The organism is Clostridium sartagoforme AAU1, from assembly GCF_000401215.1.
In the GTDB taxonomy this organism is placed as follows: domain Bacteria; phylum Bacillota; class Clostridia; order Clostridiales; family Clostridiaceae; genus Clostridium; species Clostridium sartagoforme.
This window is the reverse complement of the sequence record NZ_ASRV01000213.1, coordinates 32,839-48,175: the sequence shown is the minus strand read 5'-3', so window position 1 is coordinate 48,175 and position 15,337 is coordinate 32,839. Positions and strand designations below refer to the sequence as shown.

The following is a 15,337-nucleotide window of genomic DNA, read 5'->3' as shown; positions in this document are numbered from 1 at the left end:
CAAAACAAAGAAGGTTTGTAAAATAGAGAGCAAAATCAAAGATTTTGATTGTCATTTATGTGCAATTTTCAGAGAACAATCTGAAATATTATAATATTCCGTGGTAGCTCAATGGTGGAGCACTCGGCTGTTAACCGATAGGTTGGAGGTTCGAATCCTCTCCACGGAGCCATTAAAAATAAGAGTTTTATAAGAGTAGATTAAGTCTATTGTTATAAAACTCTTTTATTTTTATATACTGAATGTAATAAGATGTATAATAATGTAACTTTTTCGTAACTATTGTTTAACAAATTGTAATGATTTGGCGAAAAAACTCCTATATAATTGAATTATAAGGACAAACAATAAAACATGAGTAGGAAGAGTAAAATTTATGAGTAAAAAAACTAGAATAAGAAATAAGAAGAGATTCATATTATTTACATTTGTGTTAGTAATATCTATATTTATAATATCAGTAGGGATAAGCGACTTTGGAGAAAACTTGATTTATACTAATGCTCAAACAATAATTAATAAGGTATTTAATAATACAAATAAGGATGGTACACAACCTTTTAATGATAAAAATAGTTATTTAGAAGAAGAAACCTCTGATATTGAAAAAAATCAGGAAAATTATGAGAAGCAAGGGCAAGAAGAAAGTTTTGTGGCTGATGGGGAAACTTTAAATCAGGAGAATAAAGAGGATGTAGGAAATACAATGGAGGAAGAAAAATCAGTTAATGAAGATTCTAATAAAATAGAGAATGGAGAATATCTTACATTAGAAAATGATTCTAATGCAGATGATGCTTCAGTTATTCTTCCAGAAACAATGTATAAGTGGAATTTTTATAGAGATGACAACAGAAAAGTTGCATATTTAACATTTGATGATGGGCCATCTAGGCACTCAACAAGGAAAATATTAGATATTCTAAAAGACAACTCTATTAAAGCTACATTTTTTACATTAGGTACTTCAATAGAGAATAATGATAAAGCAGCTGATTTATTGAAAAGGATGGCAAGAGAAGGACACTCTATAGCAAATCATGGATATTCACATAATTATTCAATACTTTATCCAAATAGAATAGTAGATGTTGAAGCATTTATGAAAGATATAGAGAAGAATAATAAGATATTAAAAGATATTCTTGGAAAAAACTTTAAAACACGTTTAATAAGAATGCCTGGCGGACATGCTAGTTGGAATGGAACAGCTGAATTGGACAAGGTATTAGAGAGTAAAGGGATATATCAAATGGATTGGAATTCTTTAAATGGTGATGCAGAAGGAAAAGATTTCCCAAAGGAATACCTATTAGATAAATTAAAAGAAACTGTTGGAGATAAAGATGTTATAATTATATTAATGCATGATACAGATTCTAAAAAAGGGACTGTTGAATATTTACAAAGTGCAATAGATCATTTAAAAAAAGAAGGATTTGAGTTTAGAACATTGAAATAATAAAGGGGCGGGTATCCGTCTCTTATTTGTCTTTAAAGATTATAAGAAATTAAAATAGTTAATAATACTATTATAGTTAGAGGTGATAGAATGAATAAAATATTATTGGTAGAAGATGAAGACAGTATAAGGGGATTTTTGAAAATAAACTTACAACGAAATAATCTTCAAGTAATAGAGTCGGCAACAGGAGAAGAAGGCTTAAAACTTGCAGCTATAGAAAAACCTAAAATTGCAATTTTAGATGTTATGTTACCGGGGATAGATGGGTTCAAGGTTTGCAGCAAATTAAGAGATGAATTTCCTAATATGGGAATAATAATGCTAACAGCTAAGGGTCAAGATATGGATAAGATTATGGGATTAGAGTATGGTGCGGATGATTATATAATAAAACCATTTAATCCATTGGAAGTGGTTTTAAGAATAAAGGCGCTTCTTAGAAGACTTGGAGAAGAGGATAAAGAAAAACTAGAATTAGGAGAATTTATAATAGATTTATATTCACAGAAAATATTAAAGAACAGTATAGAAATAGATGTAACCCCAAAAGAATATTTACTTATGAAGATATTTTTAGAAAATCCTAACAAGGCATTTACAAGAGATGAACTATTAGATTTGGTTTGGGGAGAAAATTATTTTGGTGATGCAAAGATAATAGATGTAAACATAAGAAGATTAAGATCTAAAATAGAAGAAAATGCTTCTGAGCCAAAGTATATAGAAACGATATGGGGGATAGGATATAGGTGGAAATCCGAAGAGTAAAAAGTATAAGAAATAAATTGCTTCAAGGAATATTTGTAATAATTTTTTCAACAGTAATGTTTTTAAATATTCTTTTACTTATTTTTGTTAGAAAATATTATTATGACAATACAGAAGATTTATTGAAAAGTCGAATTCAAGTATCTATTAATTTTTATAACAAGTATTTTTCATCAAGATCCTTGTCAGAAACTATTTATGATAATATAGATACTTTTTGGAATGAAAATAATGTTCAAGTTGAAATTTTTGATTCTAATGGAAATCTTTTAATGGATTCTATTGGAATTAAGGATGACAAGTTAATTAGTACTCCAGATATATCAAAGGCTTTAAAGGGCGAAGCTGCAAGGTGGATTGGAAAAGTAGATTATTATGATGATAAAGTAATGGCAGTATCATATCCACTAATTATAGATGGAGATATAATAGGATTAATTAGATTTATAACATCATTAGAAGCCATTGATGCAGTAATAACTAACATTATGGTTATTTTCTCAGGTATATCAATAGCAGTTTTGATAATAGGAATGATTTTAGGAGTATTTCTTGCAAATAGTATAATAAATCCTATAAAATATTTAAAAGAGATTGCAGAAAAGATGGGGAGCGGGAATTTAAATATAAGAAGTAGCATTAGTAGTCAAGATGAAATCGGGCAACTATCAAACACCTTAAATTTCATGGCAAATGAAATATCAAAAAGAGAGCAACTAAAGAATGAATTTATATCGTCGGTTTCACATGAATTAAGGACTCCGTTAACAGCGATAAAGGGGTGGACTATAACATTAAACAATGATAAAACAGATAAAGATACATTGAAACTTGGTTTTGAAATAATAGAAAAAGAAACAGATAGATTATCATTAATGGTAGAAGAATTATTAGATTTTTCAAGACTCATTAATGAAAAGGTAACTATAGACTTAAAAAGTATTAACATAGTTGATTTTATAAATCACATACAATCTTTCATGGGTCCAAGAGCAAAAAAAGAGAGAATAAATTTGCAGTTCAGAACAGAAGCTAATGGGAACATGTATGTTGATAGTAACAGATTAAAACAAGTATTCATAAATATATTAGATAATTCATTAAAATTTACAGAAGAAGATGGAAATATAAAATTTACTACTATAAAAATTAATAATAAAGTAAAATTTATAATTGAAGATGATGGATGTGGTATATCAGAAGAAGATTTACCTAGAATAAAAGAAAAATTTTTCAAGGGGAAAAATTCTAAATCTCAAAATGGAATAGGATTATCTATTTGTGATGAAATAATTAAATTACATCAAGGAGTACTTAATATATATAGTAAGATAGGAATAGGAACTAAAGTTGAAATTATTATTCCAATAAATGAGGAGGAATGATATGAATATAATTAAAAAAGTTTTATTATTAGGGATTATATTTATATTTACAATAATTACTGGTTGTAGTAAGGTAAATGGAAAAGATACACAAGCAATAAAAGCACCTTATAATAATGATCTTCAAATAGAGGGGATATGGAATATTGATTATATTAATATAATAGATAATGAGATTGAAAATAAGAATGAAGTTCTAGATTTAGAAGATTCACAAATTAATATATCCAATAAAGATATTACTATATTAAATAAAACATATATAAATCCTAAATATAAATTAAAGATTGTTGATAAAACATATACTTTATCATATGAATTTAATTTAAAATTAGAGGACTTGGTAGATGAAGGATCTAAGTTTGATGTAATATCTATAATTGACTCCAATACAATAATAGGAGAATTCATTTTAATAGATGAGTCAAATGGATATTTGTTTTATGATGGATTAATATTAAAATTAATTAAAAAAGATAGTAGCCCCAAAAAACTGAAATTATTAGTAGTGAAGTTAAAGAAGATGAAGTGTTAGAGGACTATAATAGTGCAGTAGGGGTAATGTTAGGAATGAAAACACCAAGAAGATTAATGGATGATGGAAATTATACTAATGAGGAATATAAAACATTATGGATATCATTTAAAAATGGTACATTACAACCTATAATAGAAAAAAATAATATAATTTTTCCAAGGATGAGTGGAATATGGAGTATTAGTAGTGAAATTATAAATAATGACATTAATCATCATATTGAATACCTTACAGCTAAACCATTAGATGGAAGAGAAGAAGACCAATTACTGGAGAGAGAAACTACAAATGTCTATAAGAACATTAATTTTGTTTCAAATGACTATATATCCATAGAGAAATATGAAGGAGATAATTTTAAAAATAAGTTTCCTATATATCAAACTGTACCTATAGATAATATAAATTCAAGAAATGGACTTAATATCGAGGAAATATATAATATTGATTCTAAGGAAAAATATAAAAAAGAATTTAATCAAACTATAGATACTTTACCAGATGAAAAAAAGAATTTATTAGATATAAATATAAACTATAGTAATTTTACAATAAAGAGAATTGAAGGAAAATGGAGTTTAGTAGGTAATATTCCGGCTATAGATAATAATAATGATGGAATAGAATATAGAATATCAATAAGTCCAAGTAAAAAAATATTAAATTATGATACTTTATTAGTTTCGTGGAGAGATTTGATAGATGATTTTCCTTTCATAAAAGATATATATACAGCGCCTACAGGTAGAATAGCTATTATAGTATTTAGCGATAAAATATCAGTTTATGAAATGGAAGATAGAAATATAAAGGGTAGTCCTCTCATGAATATACAATTAAGTGATGGGGAAGAGGTAATAATGGCCGAATGGGCAAGTGGAAGTTATGTAGACTCATGGGCAAAGGCATTTAAAGATGGAAAACAAACAAGTATGGAGGATGAATAATATGTTATCAAAAAATATATTATCTAGTGTATTAGCTAGATGTTTAATAACAGGCGGGGATTTTGCAGAAATTTTTGAAGAAGATACTTTAGATACGTCTATAAGTATTTTAAATGGAAAAGTAGAGAATTCTATATCTGGAAGGACTCATGGAATAGGTATAAGAATTTTTAAAGGATTAAAAAGTGTGTATGCTTATACAAATAATACTAATCTAGAGTCTTTATTAGACACAGCACAAAAAGCAGCATTGGCTCTTGGGGAATTAAAAGAAGATATAAGCATAGTTTTAAACGAAAAATCTATATATAATAATAATCCAATAATATATATGCCTTCTTCAATTGGCATTGAAAAGAAGATAAAGGTAATGAAAACTGGGTATAAAGCTGCAAAAGAATATAATGATGAAATAACTCAAGTATCTGTTGGATATTTAGATAAGGAACAAAATATATTAATAGCTAATACGGAAGGATTACTTACAGAGGATAAAAGAGTTAGAACAAGATTATCAATAAGTTCTGTAGCATCTATAAATGGAGAAAATCAAACAGGTTTTGAAGGTCCTGGAGCACATAAGGGATTTGAATTATTTAATGACATTGATCCAGAATATTACGGAAGAGAGGCATCAAGAGTTGCACATACTATGTTGCATGCTAAAAATTGTCCAGCTGGCAAGATGACTGTAGCAATAGATAATGGGTTTGGTGGAGTTATATTTCATGAAGCTTGCGGGCACTCATTAGAAGCAACTGCCGTGGCAAAAGGAAATTCAGTATTTACTAATATGTTAGGAAAGCAAATAGCATCATCAAAAGTTACTGCAATTGATGATGGAACTATACCTAATGCATGGGGATCACTAAATATAGATGATGAAGGTAATAAAACAAGGAAAAATATACTAATAGAAAATGGTATATTAAAGGGCTACTTAATTGATAAATTAAATGGAAGAAGAATGGGTATGGAGGCAACTGGAAGCTCAAGACGACAAAATTATAAATTTTCACCTACCTCAAGAATGACAAACACATATATTGCAGCAGGAAATGATGATGAAGATAAAATTATTAAATCAATATCAGATGGGTTATATGCTAAGAAGATGGGTGGTGGCTCAGTTAATCCAGTAACAGGAGAATTTAATTTTGCAGTATCAGAAGGGTATATAGTAAGAAATGGAGAAATACAAGAGCCGGTTAGAGGTGCTAGCCTTATTGGTAAAGGTAGTGAAGTGTTAATGAATATAGATATGGTCGGCAAGAACTTAGCACAAGGACAAGGAATGTGTGGATCTGTTTCAGGAAGTATTCCAACTAATGTAGGTCAACCTATGATTAGAGTTAAAGAAATAACAGTAGGTGGAAGATAAGGGGGAATATAAAAGTGGAATTAAATATATTTATAAATAAATTATTTCAAGAAGCTAAAAATAACGAATTTGATGAGTATGAAGTTTATTACGTAGATAGAGAAAGCTTAAGTATAAATGTATATAATGAGGAAGTTGAAAAATATAATTTAACTACTTCTTATGGATTATCATTTAGAGGGAAAATAAATGGTAAAATAGGATATTCATATACAGAAATACTAGATGAATATGCAATAGAAATGCTTGTAAAAAATGCAAAGGAAAGTGCATTGACTATAGAAAATGAAGATATTCAATTTATATATGAAGGAGATAAGGAATATTCAGCAGTTAATACTTATTATAATACGCTAGAAAATATTCCAGCAGATAAACTTATAGACCTAGCTTTAAACATGGAAAAAGAAGCAAAAACTTTAGATAATAGAGTAGTTAGTTTTGGAGGATGTGGAATAGGCTATAATAAAGCTAAGTATGGAATAATAAATTCTAAAGGCTTAAATTTGGAAAACAAATCAAACTTATTAAGTGCTTATGTAGTTCCAATAATAAAAAATCAAGAAGATATGCATGATGGTATGGGATATATTATAGCTACTTCATTAGATGAGGTAAATCCAAAACTTTTAGCACAAGATGGGGTTAATGAAGCTTTATCTAGAATAGGTGGAAAGTCAATTCCATCAGGAAAATATAATACAATAATAAATAATGAAGCCATGGTGTCGTTATTATCAACATTTGCTGGAGTATTTAGTGGGGATGCAGCTCAAAAAGGATTAAGTTTATTGAAAGGAAAAGAAGGAGAGATAATAGCAAATAAAAAAGTAACATTATTAGATAATCCTCATTTAGAAAATGGCCTAGCGTCAGTTCCTTTTGATGATGAAGGAGTTGCAACGAAGAAAAAAGATATAATACATGAAGGGAAGCTTATAACGTTATTGCATAATTTAAAAACTGCGCATAAAGGAAATACTAAATCAACAGGAAATGGATTTAAAAATTCTTATGCATCACCAGTGGGAGTTTCACCAACAAATTTATATCTTCAAAAAGGCGAAAAAAGTTTTGATAATTTATTAAAAGAAATTGGAGAAGGCTTATTAATAACAGAATTTGCTGGTTTACATTCAGGAGCAAATTCAATAACAGGAGACTTTTCATTAGCAGCAAAGGGCTTTTATATAAAAGAAGGTAAAAAAGAATATCCAGTTGAACAAATAACAGTTGCGGGAAACTTCTTTGATTTATTAAAGAATATAGAGGAAATAGGTAATGACTTGAAGTTTCCAATGAGTAGTGTAGGAAGTCCATCAGTTAAGGTCAATGGATTATCTATAGCAGGAAAGTAAATAGAATTTAATTAATAATGAATAATATAAAAATAAAAACAAAAAATATTATTGTTGAGACTTTATCAATATGATATACTTTATTTGGTTAATTAAAACAAAAGATTCAAGCATTATGGAGGTGCACATATGAAAACTAAATCACTTTTATTAGCATTAACACTAGCAGTAGCTACTACAGCATTTGTAGCTTGTGGAAATAATAAGGACGCAGACAAAACAACAGAAGAAAAACCATCAACAACAGAAGAGCAAAAAACTGATGTAGTTACAACAGCTTCAATAGTAAATGACAACTCAGCTTTTGAAAAAGGAATAAGCAAAGAAGGAACTTGGATAGTAGCATTACTAAATGATTTGACTTTTGACAAGGAATTAGTAGTTGATGGAGATTTTAAGAATGGTAAAAAAGATGCTACTACTGGAGAAGAAACATATCAACGTAAAATAGCTTTATATACTCAAGATGAAAACAAAAAGGTTACAAATAGATTTACCTTAACAGCTCCAAAGATAACTTTCAATAGTATAAATGGAAGTCTTGAACATGGAACTTTTAAAGGTGATGTTTATGTTTCAGGTAAAAACTTTAAATTAGTAAACCAAGTAATTGAAGGAAATATTTACTTCTTAAATCAAGAAGCTAAAGATACATTTAAAATAGCAGATAAAGAAGATGATACAAAGACAAGTATAACTGGAGTACAAGAATTAAAAGCAGAATAATTATTAAAATAAATGGCTAACTGAATTTGATCAGTTAGCCTATTTTACTAATAACAATAAACATTCAAAATTAGTATCTTTAATTATCTTCTAAGTAATTACTACGAATCATTTTATCTGATAAATCAACAATATTTTTATACATTTCTTTTTCTTCTTGTGTTAAGTTACCAACTACATCTAAGTTTGTAAGAATAGCAAAAGATTTGTTTGTATTTAATAAATTCCTACCTAAAGATGTATTTATATATTTATCATTTGGTACTCCCATAAGATATAAAAGTGTTGGCATAATGTCCACTTGTCCGCCTATAGTATCAAATGTCTTTGCTTCTTTAATGTCTTTTGACCAGATTATAAATGGTACAGTATGATCTCCATTATCCAAATACCAATCTTCTTTTTGGGAAAGTTTTTCAATTGAACTATTATAATATTTATGAACACCTGTATGATCACCTTCAATAATCACAACAGTATTATCCAGCAAACCTTCTTTATCTAATGTTTCCATAAATTTTCCAATTTGAACATCTGTATAATTTACACTTTGGAAGTACCCTCCAAGTTCATTACTGTCTAATGCACTATCTAAAGTTAATGCTCTTTTTTCTTTTGGTAAATCAAAAGGTCCATGGCTTGTTAGGGTAACTGTAAAGGCATAAAATGGGTTGCTTAATTCCTTTAACATTGGAGTAACTTGTCTAAAATAACTTTCATCTGATAATCCAAGTCCTATTTCTTCATCAATATCAAATGAATAATAATCAACAAATTTTTCAAAACCTATCCCCTTTAACCCAGCAGCGTAATTCCAGAAAGAACCTTTATCGGAATGTATTGCTATAGTATCATAGTTATTTTCTTCTAATAAAAGTGGTAGAGAATTATATTTAGCATTTGGATATCTAAAGAAAGTACTACCCCTTCTTAATGGAAACATTGAAGTATTAATCATTAAATCCGAGTCAGAGCTTGTACCTTCATTTACTTGCTCATGGATATTTGGGAAGTACAAACCTGAATCTACTAATTCATTTAAAACAGGTGTTATTTCTTGATTATTTATTTCTTTATTAATTACAAAACTTTCTAATGATTCAACTTGTATAACTAATAAGTTTTTACCTTTAAACATACCAGCATATTCATTATCAGGTAGACTTTCTTTTTTATTAAAAAATTCTTCAATTTGAGATTTTTCTTCTTCTGTTAAATTATAAGGCATTGAATCTTTATAAACATTGTATAAATCAAATAAATGGTAACCTACAGGAGAAAAATATCTAGCTGTATTTGTAGGATCATAATTTGAGAATATGTATCCATTTTTAACATCTTCATTTTTTAGTACATGTAAATTAAAAGGAACATATCCTATGTATAAAATACCTAATAGTAATGTAACTATAAAAGTAATAGGGGCTCTCTTTTTAACCCTAGTATAAGATTTCCTTGTAAGGAATACAAATATACCTAATATTATAAAATCAATGAATAGTAAAAAATCTTTACTACTAAACATTGAAGATATAGTACCACCCATATTATCTAAATTAGCTGTTTGACTCAATAATAATACTGATGGCATTGTTAGGAATCCTCTAAAGTATCCTAAATCCAGTAATATTAGTAAAGTTATTATTATATCTATTATAAATAGATATAATACTCGTCCCTTTCCTTTAAATAATAAAGAAAAACTAATAAAGATCAATGTAAAAGCATAATAATAATTTATAAATGGTTTTGCCGAATTGTATCCAGCAAGAATATCTAATGAATAAGGATCTTGGTTAATGACAAAACCTTGAAATATAATGCTTTTAAAAGTAATCCCTATAAGAGGAATTAAAAATAATATTATTCTCATAATGTTATCAAAGCTAAAGTTATTATTATTCTTAAATTTTCTTAAAAATTTATCCAATATACCACCTCAAATATATATAGTAATGTGATAGGCCTTTTTACAATAATTAAATTATAGTATAGGTCTTTTTATAAAGCAAATTAGTTTTGACTAATTTTTAATCCAATGTAAAAATAAATTTCAATAACAGAGATAATTTAACAAATAATAGGTTAAGAAAAATACATTATGATATAATATCTATATAGGTTTATTTAACATTAATGGAGGTTATATATGCTTCAATATGATTTAATTATAATTGGAGGGGGAGCAGCTGGACTTTCAGCCGGAGTTTCTGCTTTGAAAAATGGAATTAAAAAAGTTTTGATTTTAGAAAGAGAAGATGAATTAGGTGGGAATTTAAATTTATTTATACATAATGGATTTGGTCAGTATTATTTAGAAAAGGATGTTACAGGACCAGAACTTAGAAGCAGGCTTATTAAGGACTTTAAAAATTTAGGTGGACTATATAAGCTTAATACTGAAGTATTAGAAGTGACTAAGAACAAGATGGTTTCATATGTGAATCCGGTAGAAGGAATACAGGAAATACAAGCAACTGCTATAATACTAGCTTCTGGTTGCAGAGAAAGATTTACAGGAAATATAAATATACCTGTTCATAAATATACAGGAATATTTACTGTGGTTTCTGCACATAGACTTATTAATTTACAGGGATTTCTTCCAGGAAAAGAAGCTGTAATATTAGGAAAAAATATTCGTTCGCTGATTCTTGCAAGAAGATTATTAATAGAAGGGGCTAAAGTAAATGCAATAATAGAATCTTCTAGTGATATTCCTTTAGAAAAAGATGAACTTGAGATTATAGAGGGTTTTAATATAAACATAATAAAGAATCATCGTATAGTTGAACTAGATGGTAATGAGAGAATAGAAAATATAGATATTCAAAATATAGATAGTGGAAGAATTGATACTATACATTGTGATTCTTTAATATTAACGGTTGGATATTATCCTGAAATTTCTTTTATGAGAAAAACAAATATAGAGCTAGGGGAATATGAAATTCCATTAGTAAGAAATTTTGAAACTTCAGCAAAGGGAATATTTGCTTGTGGAACGCTATTAACAAGGGATAAGAATATATTTAATAGCGGAGAAAATGGATATACAGTTGGAGAACTGGTATCAAATTACTTGAAAAAATATGTGTACTAAAAATTAGTCAAGTACTACTATCTGAAAATTAAGAGTGTAAAATTATAGGTATAATTTATTTAAAATCACTGAAAATAAATTAACTATAAACTTTACACTTTTAATTATTATAAGAAAGTTTCTCTAATATAACCATAAATTCATTTAATAAAAAAGTTTGGCCTTTAAGGTTTAAGTGAATACCATCAATAAAAATATTTGACTTGTAGTTTTCTAAAGTAATTTTATAAAAATCTATAAAATTAACATTATATCTAGTGCAGAGATTAATTAAAGATTTTCTTAATAAAGGCAGTTGATTCTCACAATAATCGTATGTAGGAGATGGCATAAAAAGCCTTTTAGCATCTTCTTTTAATATTATTGGGGGGATGCCTATAAATACATCCCTAGTAATAGTTAAAGCTTCTTTTAACATTAACTCTATATTTTCTAAAACAGAATTCAAGGGTCTATTTGAAAGAAAGTCGTTTGTTCCTCCCATTATAAAAATTTTCTTTGGATAATAGGATATAACATCTTCTGTAAATCTATTTAACATATTTGTAGTTGTGTCGCCATTAATTCCTTTATTTATTATATTTAATGACTGTAATGATTTTAAATTTTCAACCCAATTATCAGTTTTATTAACTCCATATCCGTAAGTTAAACTATCTCCTATAAAAACAAAGTAATCTTTATTCAATTTAAAGCACCTCTCTTAAAATAACTTATTAAAACAAGATCTGCATATAAATGTTTTACCACCATTTGCTTTAATTAAATTAGAATCTTCAATTTTTTTATTACAAAATTCACATATTAGCATATTACTAGAATTAATATTTTCATTGCTAACTATTTTATCTTTAATAGTTTTTTGTTTATTAGATTTTCTTATAGGTGAATAAAGTTTTTTACTACCATGCTCTTTTTTGGGTAAAACTGAATAAGAAACTTCATATTCACTTTCAGCAAAAAATTCTAATTCAAAACGAGGATTTTCTTTATCATAAAACTCTTCTGTTATTATTTTTGTTATTTGAGCATCATTAACAATAAGACCGCTTTTCTCAATTCCATCAAAAATACTTTTAGTTATATTTGCTGTATCAGGATGCCTTTTTTCACTTTTATAATAAACTTTAAGAATAGCTATGAGAGATTCATCTAATATAGTATCCGGATTTTGCAACCTAGCATAGTATGCAATTTCTTCTTCATAAAGAGCATATCTATCATGTGATTTTCCTGTATTATAAGGAAGAATTGCTCGGCCATCTTTATTATGTAGTTTGAAATTAGATTTGGAAATGGGTGATCCTGGAACAATTACCTTTGCATAAGTACTCATTATGAAAACTCCTTTAAAATAATATTAATATATCCTTAAAAATCCATTAATTCTAGCAAAAATAATGAATAATTTTTTATTCATTATATAATAAACAATGTTAAGAATAAGATATAAACCTTATTTTAATATACAACAATGAAATACTTTTAACAAGAAAACAAAAAATGAAAATAAATTCAAAACAGTTTATTATAAATATAATTAGATTAAGAGGTAGTTGTAATGGAAAGTAAATTAATATTATCAATAGAATCAAGTTGTGATGAAACATCTGCAGCTGTAGTTAAAGATGGTAGAGAGGTATTATCTAACATAATAGCATCACAAATAGAGACACACAAAAAATATGGAGGGGTAGTTCCTGAGGTTGCTTCAAGAATGCATATAGAAGTAGTAAATGGAGTCGTAATGGAAGCTCTCGAAGATGCAGGAGTAAAGCTAGAAGAAATAGATGCAATTGGAGTAACATATGGCCCAGGTTTAGTAGGAGCATTACTAGTTGGATTACAATATGCTAAAGGACTTTCTTATTCATCAAAGAAACCATTAGTAGGAGTAAATCATATAGAGGGGCATATTTGTGCAAATTATATAGAACATAAAGATTTAAAACCACCATTTGTATCTTTAGTAGTTTCAGGTGGGCATACTTTTATAGTTCATGTTAAAGATTATGGTGAGTATGAAGTTATAGGGCAGACAAGGGATGATGCAGCGGGGGAAGCTTATGATAAAGTTGCTAGGGCTTTAGGACTAGGATATCCAGGAGGCCCTAAGATAGATAAATTAGCTAAAGAGGGAAATGAAAATGCAATAGAATTTCCAAAAGCTAATTTTCATGATGATACTTTAGACTTTTCTTTTAGTGGAGTGAAGTCAGCCGTATTAAATTATATAAATAAATGTAAAATGCAAAACATAGATATAAATAAAGCGGATGTAGCAGCATCATTTCAAAAAGCTGTTATTGATGTATTAAAGCAAAATGTTTTAAAGACTTGTAAGCAAAAGAATATTAACAAAATTGCAATAGCTGGAGGAGTAGCATCAAACTCAGCACTTAGGAAATCTCTTATTGAAGCTGCTGCAAAAAAAGGTATAGATGTATTATTCCCTTCACCAATATTGTGTACAGATAATGCAGCTATGATAGGTAGTGCAGCATATTTCAATTATATAAAAGGACTAGAATCACCATTAAATATAAATGCAAAACCAAATCTAAAGCTATAAAATAATAAGTAATTTAAATTAATAAAGTTATAACAAGTAGGGGGAAGGTTTAAAGTGAAGCTTTTACCACATTCAAATGGATTTTATAAAGTAAATATGAAAAATAAATTAAAACCTAAGGATATTATTAGAAATATATTTTTATCGTTAATAATATTAGTAGCTATAGGTTTTATATATCAAAGAATAAGTAATTTTATAGCAAAGGAAACATTAAAACAAAGAGTAGACTATGTTAGAGTAGATGATAAGAGATTAGATTATAAGACCAATGGGGAAGGTAAATATACTATAATATTTGACGGAAATATTGGAACTAATTTAAGCCAATGGAACATTATATCAGATAAGTTAACTTTAGAGTATGATGATATAACAACTTTTGTATATAACAGAAGAGGGTATGGGTATAGCGATAGTGGATCATTAAGAACTCCTAAAGAGCAGGCAGAAGACTTAAGGTTATTGCTAAGAAAATCTGCGGTGTCAGCTCCATATATATTAGTTGGAGAAGAATATGGAAGTTTAGTACTTGCGGAATTTGCAAAAGAATATCCAGATTTAGTAGCAGGTGTTGTTTTAGTAAATCCATTTGTAGAAGATAATATTAATACAAAAGAATTTAAAAATAATCTTATGATAGAAAAAGTTAGAAGAAATATAGAAAAAATTGGATCAAGCATAGGTATAACTACATTAATGGATAAATTAAATTTAGCTTGTGACACAGAGGATTTTAAAAATAAGTTAGATGATATTAGTTTAAATGAATTTAATGTACATAGAACAAAAAGTAATTATACAAGCGCTGTATATAATGAGTTACAAAATATAACAAGTGGGGAAAGTAATACTCAAGAGGATGGTATATTTAGTGGAAAACCATATTATTTAATAGCAAAGGACGGACAGGAACAATTAGCATCACTTGGAGATGAGGAACTGACAAAAGTTCATACTATAAATTCTGATAGTAAAATAATTGCGATGTATGAACCTGATTCAGTAATAAGCGGTATAAGACAAGTTATAAAACAGGCTAATGAGATTGAAAGAGTACAGAAAAAAGCAACTAAGAATTAATGTCTATATGT

Annotated in this window: 14 protein-coding genes and 1 tRNA gene; 12 read left to right on the top strand and 3 right to left on the bottom strand. The window is 27.7% G+C overall.

All coding sequences use genetic code 11. The annotated features are described in order from the left end of the window. The first annotated feature begins 97 nt into the window (after positions 1–97). From A500_RS17065 to A500_RS17025, 9 genes are all read left to right on the top strand, one after another. Positions 98–172 (top strand) — tRNA-Asn (locus tag A500_RS17065). A 204-nt stretch (positions 173–376) separates the two neighbouring features. Continuing rightward, a complete protein-coding gene (locus A500_RS17060; protein ID WP_016208814.1) occupies positions 377–1,462 on the top strand; it encodes a polysaccharide deacetylase family protein in 1,086 nt (361 codons plus the stop codon). 90 nt (positions 1,463–1,552) lie between these two features. Continuing rightward, positions 1,553–2,233 carry a response regulator transcription factor gene (locus tag A500_RS17055; protein ID WP_016208813.1) on the top strand — a complete coding sequence of 227 codons (681 nt, stop codon included), beginning with the start codon at positions 1,553–1,555 and terminating at the stop codon, positions 2,231–2,233. 56 nt (positions 2,234–2,289) lie between these two features. After that, entirely contained in the window at positions 2,290–3,618 is a 1,329-nt protein-coding gene (locus A500_RS17050) for a sensor histidine kinase (protein ID WP_047000218.1), read from the top strand. A 1-nt stretch (position 3,619) separates the two neighbouring features. Further along, entirely contained in the window at positions 3,620–4,153 is a 534-nt protein-coding gene (locus A500_RS17045) for a hypothetical protein (protein WP_040437092.1), read from the top strand. Next, positions 4,147–5,103: a hypothetical protein gene (locus tag A500_RS17040; RefSeq protein WP_040437090.1), complete on the top strand. Its 957-nt coding sequence runs from the start codon at positions 4,147–4,149 to the stop codon at positions 5,101–5,103. Before A500_RS17045 ends, A500_RS17040 begins: the two co-directional genes overlap by 7 nt. Before the next feature lies 1 nt (position 5,104). Next, complete coding sequence (locus tag A500_RS17035; protein ID WP_016208811.1) at positions 5,105–6,484, top strand: TldD/PmbA family protein; 1,380 nt, start codon at positions 5,105–5,107, stop codon at positions 6,482–6,484. 14 nt (positions 6,485–6,498) lie between these two features. Beyond that, on the top strand, positions 6,499–7,842 hold the full coding sequence (locus tag A500_RS17030) for a TldD/PmbA family protein (RefSeq protein WP_016208810.1): 1,344 nt from the start codon (positions 6,499–6,501) through the stop codon (positions 7,840–7,842). Between the two features lie 129 nt (positions 7,843–7,971). Beyond that, positions 7,972–8,568 carry a hypothetical protein gene (locus tag A500_RS17025; protein WP_016208809.1) on the top strand — a complete coding sequence of 199 codons (597 nt, stop codon included), beginning with the start codon at positions 7,972–7,974 and terminating at the stop codon, positions 8,566–8,568. Between the two features lie 79 nt (positions 8,569–8,647). On the opposite strand, the gene A500_RS17020 is transcribed toward A500_RS17025, so the two are convergent. Further along, complete coding sequence (locus A500_RS17020) at positions 8,648–10,441, bottom strand: LTA synthase family protein (RefSeq protein WP_083935718.1); 1,794 nt, start codon at positions 10,439–10,441, stop codon at positions 8,648–8,650. A gap of 276 nt (positions 10,442–10,717) precedes the next feature. On the opposite strand from A500_RS17020, the gene A500_RS17015 reads away from it, so the two are divergent. Next, complete coding sequence (locus tag A500_RS17015) at positions 10,718–11,671, top strand: NAD(P)/FAD-dependent oxidoreductase (RefSeq protein ID WP_016208807.1); 954 nt, start codon at positions 10,718–10,720, stop codon at positions 11,669–11,671. A gap of 100 nt (positions 11,672–11,771) precedes the next feature. Here A500_RS17015 and A500_RS17010 read toward each other — a convergent pair whose 3' ends face one another. Together A500_RS17010 and A500_RS17005 are read right to left on the bottom strand one after the other, a co-directional pair. Beyond that, positions 11,772–12,359 carry a GDSL-type esterase/lipase family protein gene (locus A500_RS17010; protein WP_016208806.1) on the bottom strand — a complete coding sequence of 196 codons (588 nt, stop codon included), beginning with the start codon at positions 12,357–12,359 and terminating at the stop codon, positions 11,772–11,774. 15 nt (positions 12,360–12,374) lie between these two features. Continuing rightward, positions 12,375–13,007, bottom strand: a complete 633-nt coding sequence (locus tag A500_RS17005; RefSeq protein ID WP_016208805.1) for a RusA family crossover junction endodeoxyribonuclease — start codon at positions 13,005–13,007, stop codon at positions 12,375–12,377. Between the two features lie 225 nt (positions 13,008–13,232). On the opposite strand from A500_RS17005, the gene tsaD reads away from it, so the two are divergent. Beyond that, positions 13,233–14,243 carry a tRNA (adenosine(37)-N6)-threonylcarbamoyltransferase complex transferase subunit TsaD gene (gene tsaD, locus A500_RS17000; RefSeq protein ID WP_016208804.1) on the top strand — a complete coding sequence of 337 codons (1,011 nt, stop codon included), beginning with the start codon at positions 13,233–13,235 and terminating at the stop codon, positions 14,241–14,243. Between the two features lie 54 nt (positions 14,244–14,297). Then, positions 14,298–15,326, top strand: coding sequence for an alpha/beta fold hydrolase (locus A500_RS16995; RefSeq protein WP_016208803.1), 1,029 nt, complete (start codon positions 14,298–14,300; stop codon positions 15,324–15,326). Positions 15,327–15,337 lie beyond the last annotated feature (11 nt).

Bases quoted from the DNA above. Each gene is read 5' to 3' on its own strand.
- A500_RS17060 (WP_016208814.1), top strand. From the start codon at position 377: ATGAGTAAAAAAACTAGAATAAGAAATAAGAAGAGATTCATATTATTT.
- A500_RS17055 (WP_016208813.1), top strand. From the start codon at position 1,553: ATGAATAAAATATTATTGGTAGAAGATGAAGACAGTATAAGGGGATTT.
- A500_RS17050 (WP_047000218.1), top strand. From the start codon at position 2,290: ATGTTTTTAAATATTCTTTTACTTATTTTTGTTAGAAAATATTATTAT.
- A500_RS17045 (WP_040437092.1), top strand. From the start codon at position 3,620: ATGAATATAATTAAAAAAGTTTTATTATTAGGGATTATATTTATATTT.
- A500_RS17035 (WP_016208811.1), top strand. From the start codon at position 5,105: ATGTTATCAAAAAATATATTATCTAGTGTATTAGCTAGATGTTTAATA.
- A500_RS17025 (WP_016208809.1), top strand. From the start codon at position 7,972: ATGAAAACTAAATCACTTTTATTAGCATTAACACTAGCAGTAGCTACT.
- A500_RS17020 (WP_083935718.1), bottom strand. From the start codon at position 10,441: ATGAGAATAATATTATTTTTAATTCCTCTTATAGGGATTACTTTTAAA.
- A500_RS17015 (WP_016208807.1), top strand. From the start codon at position 10,718: ATGCTTCAATATGATTTAATTATAATTGGAGGGGGAGCAGCTGGACTT.
- A500_RS17005 (WP_016208805.1), bottom strand. From the start codon at position 13,007: ATGAGTACTTATGCAAAGGTAATTGTTCCAGGATCACCCATTTCCAAA.
- tsaD (WP_016208804.1), top strand. From the start codon at position 13,233: ATGGAAAGTAAATTAATATTATCAATAGAATCAAGTTGTGATGAAACA.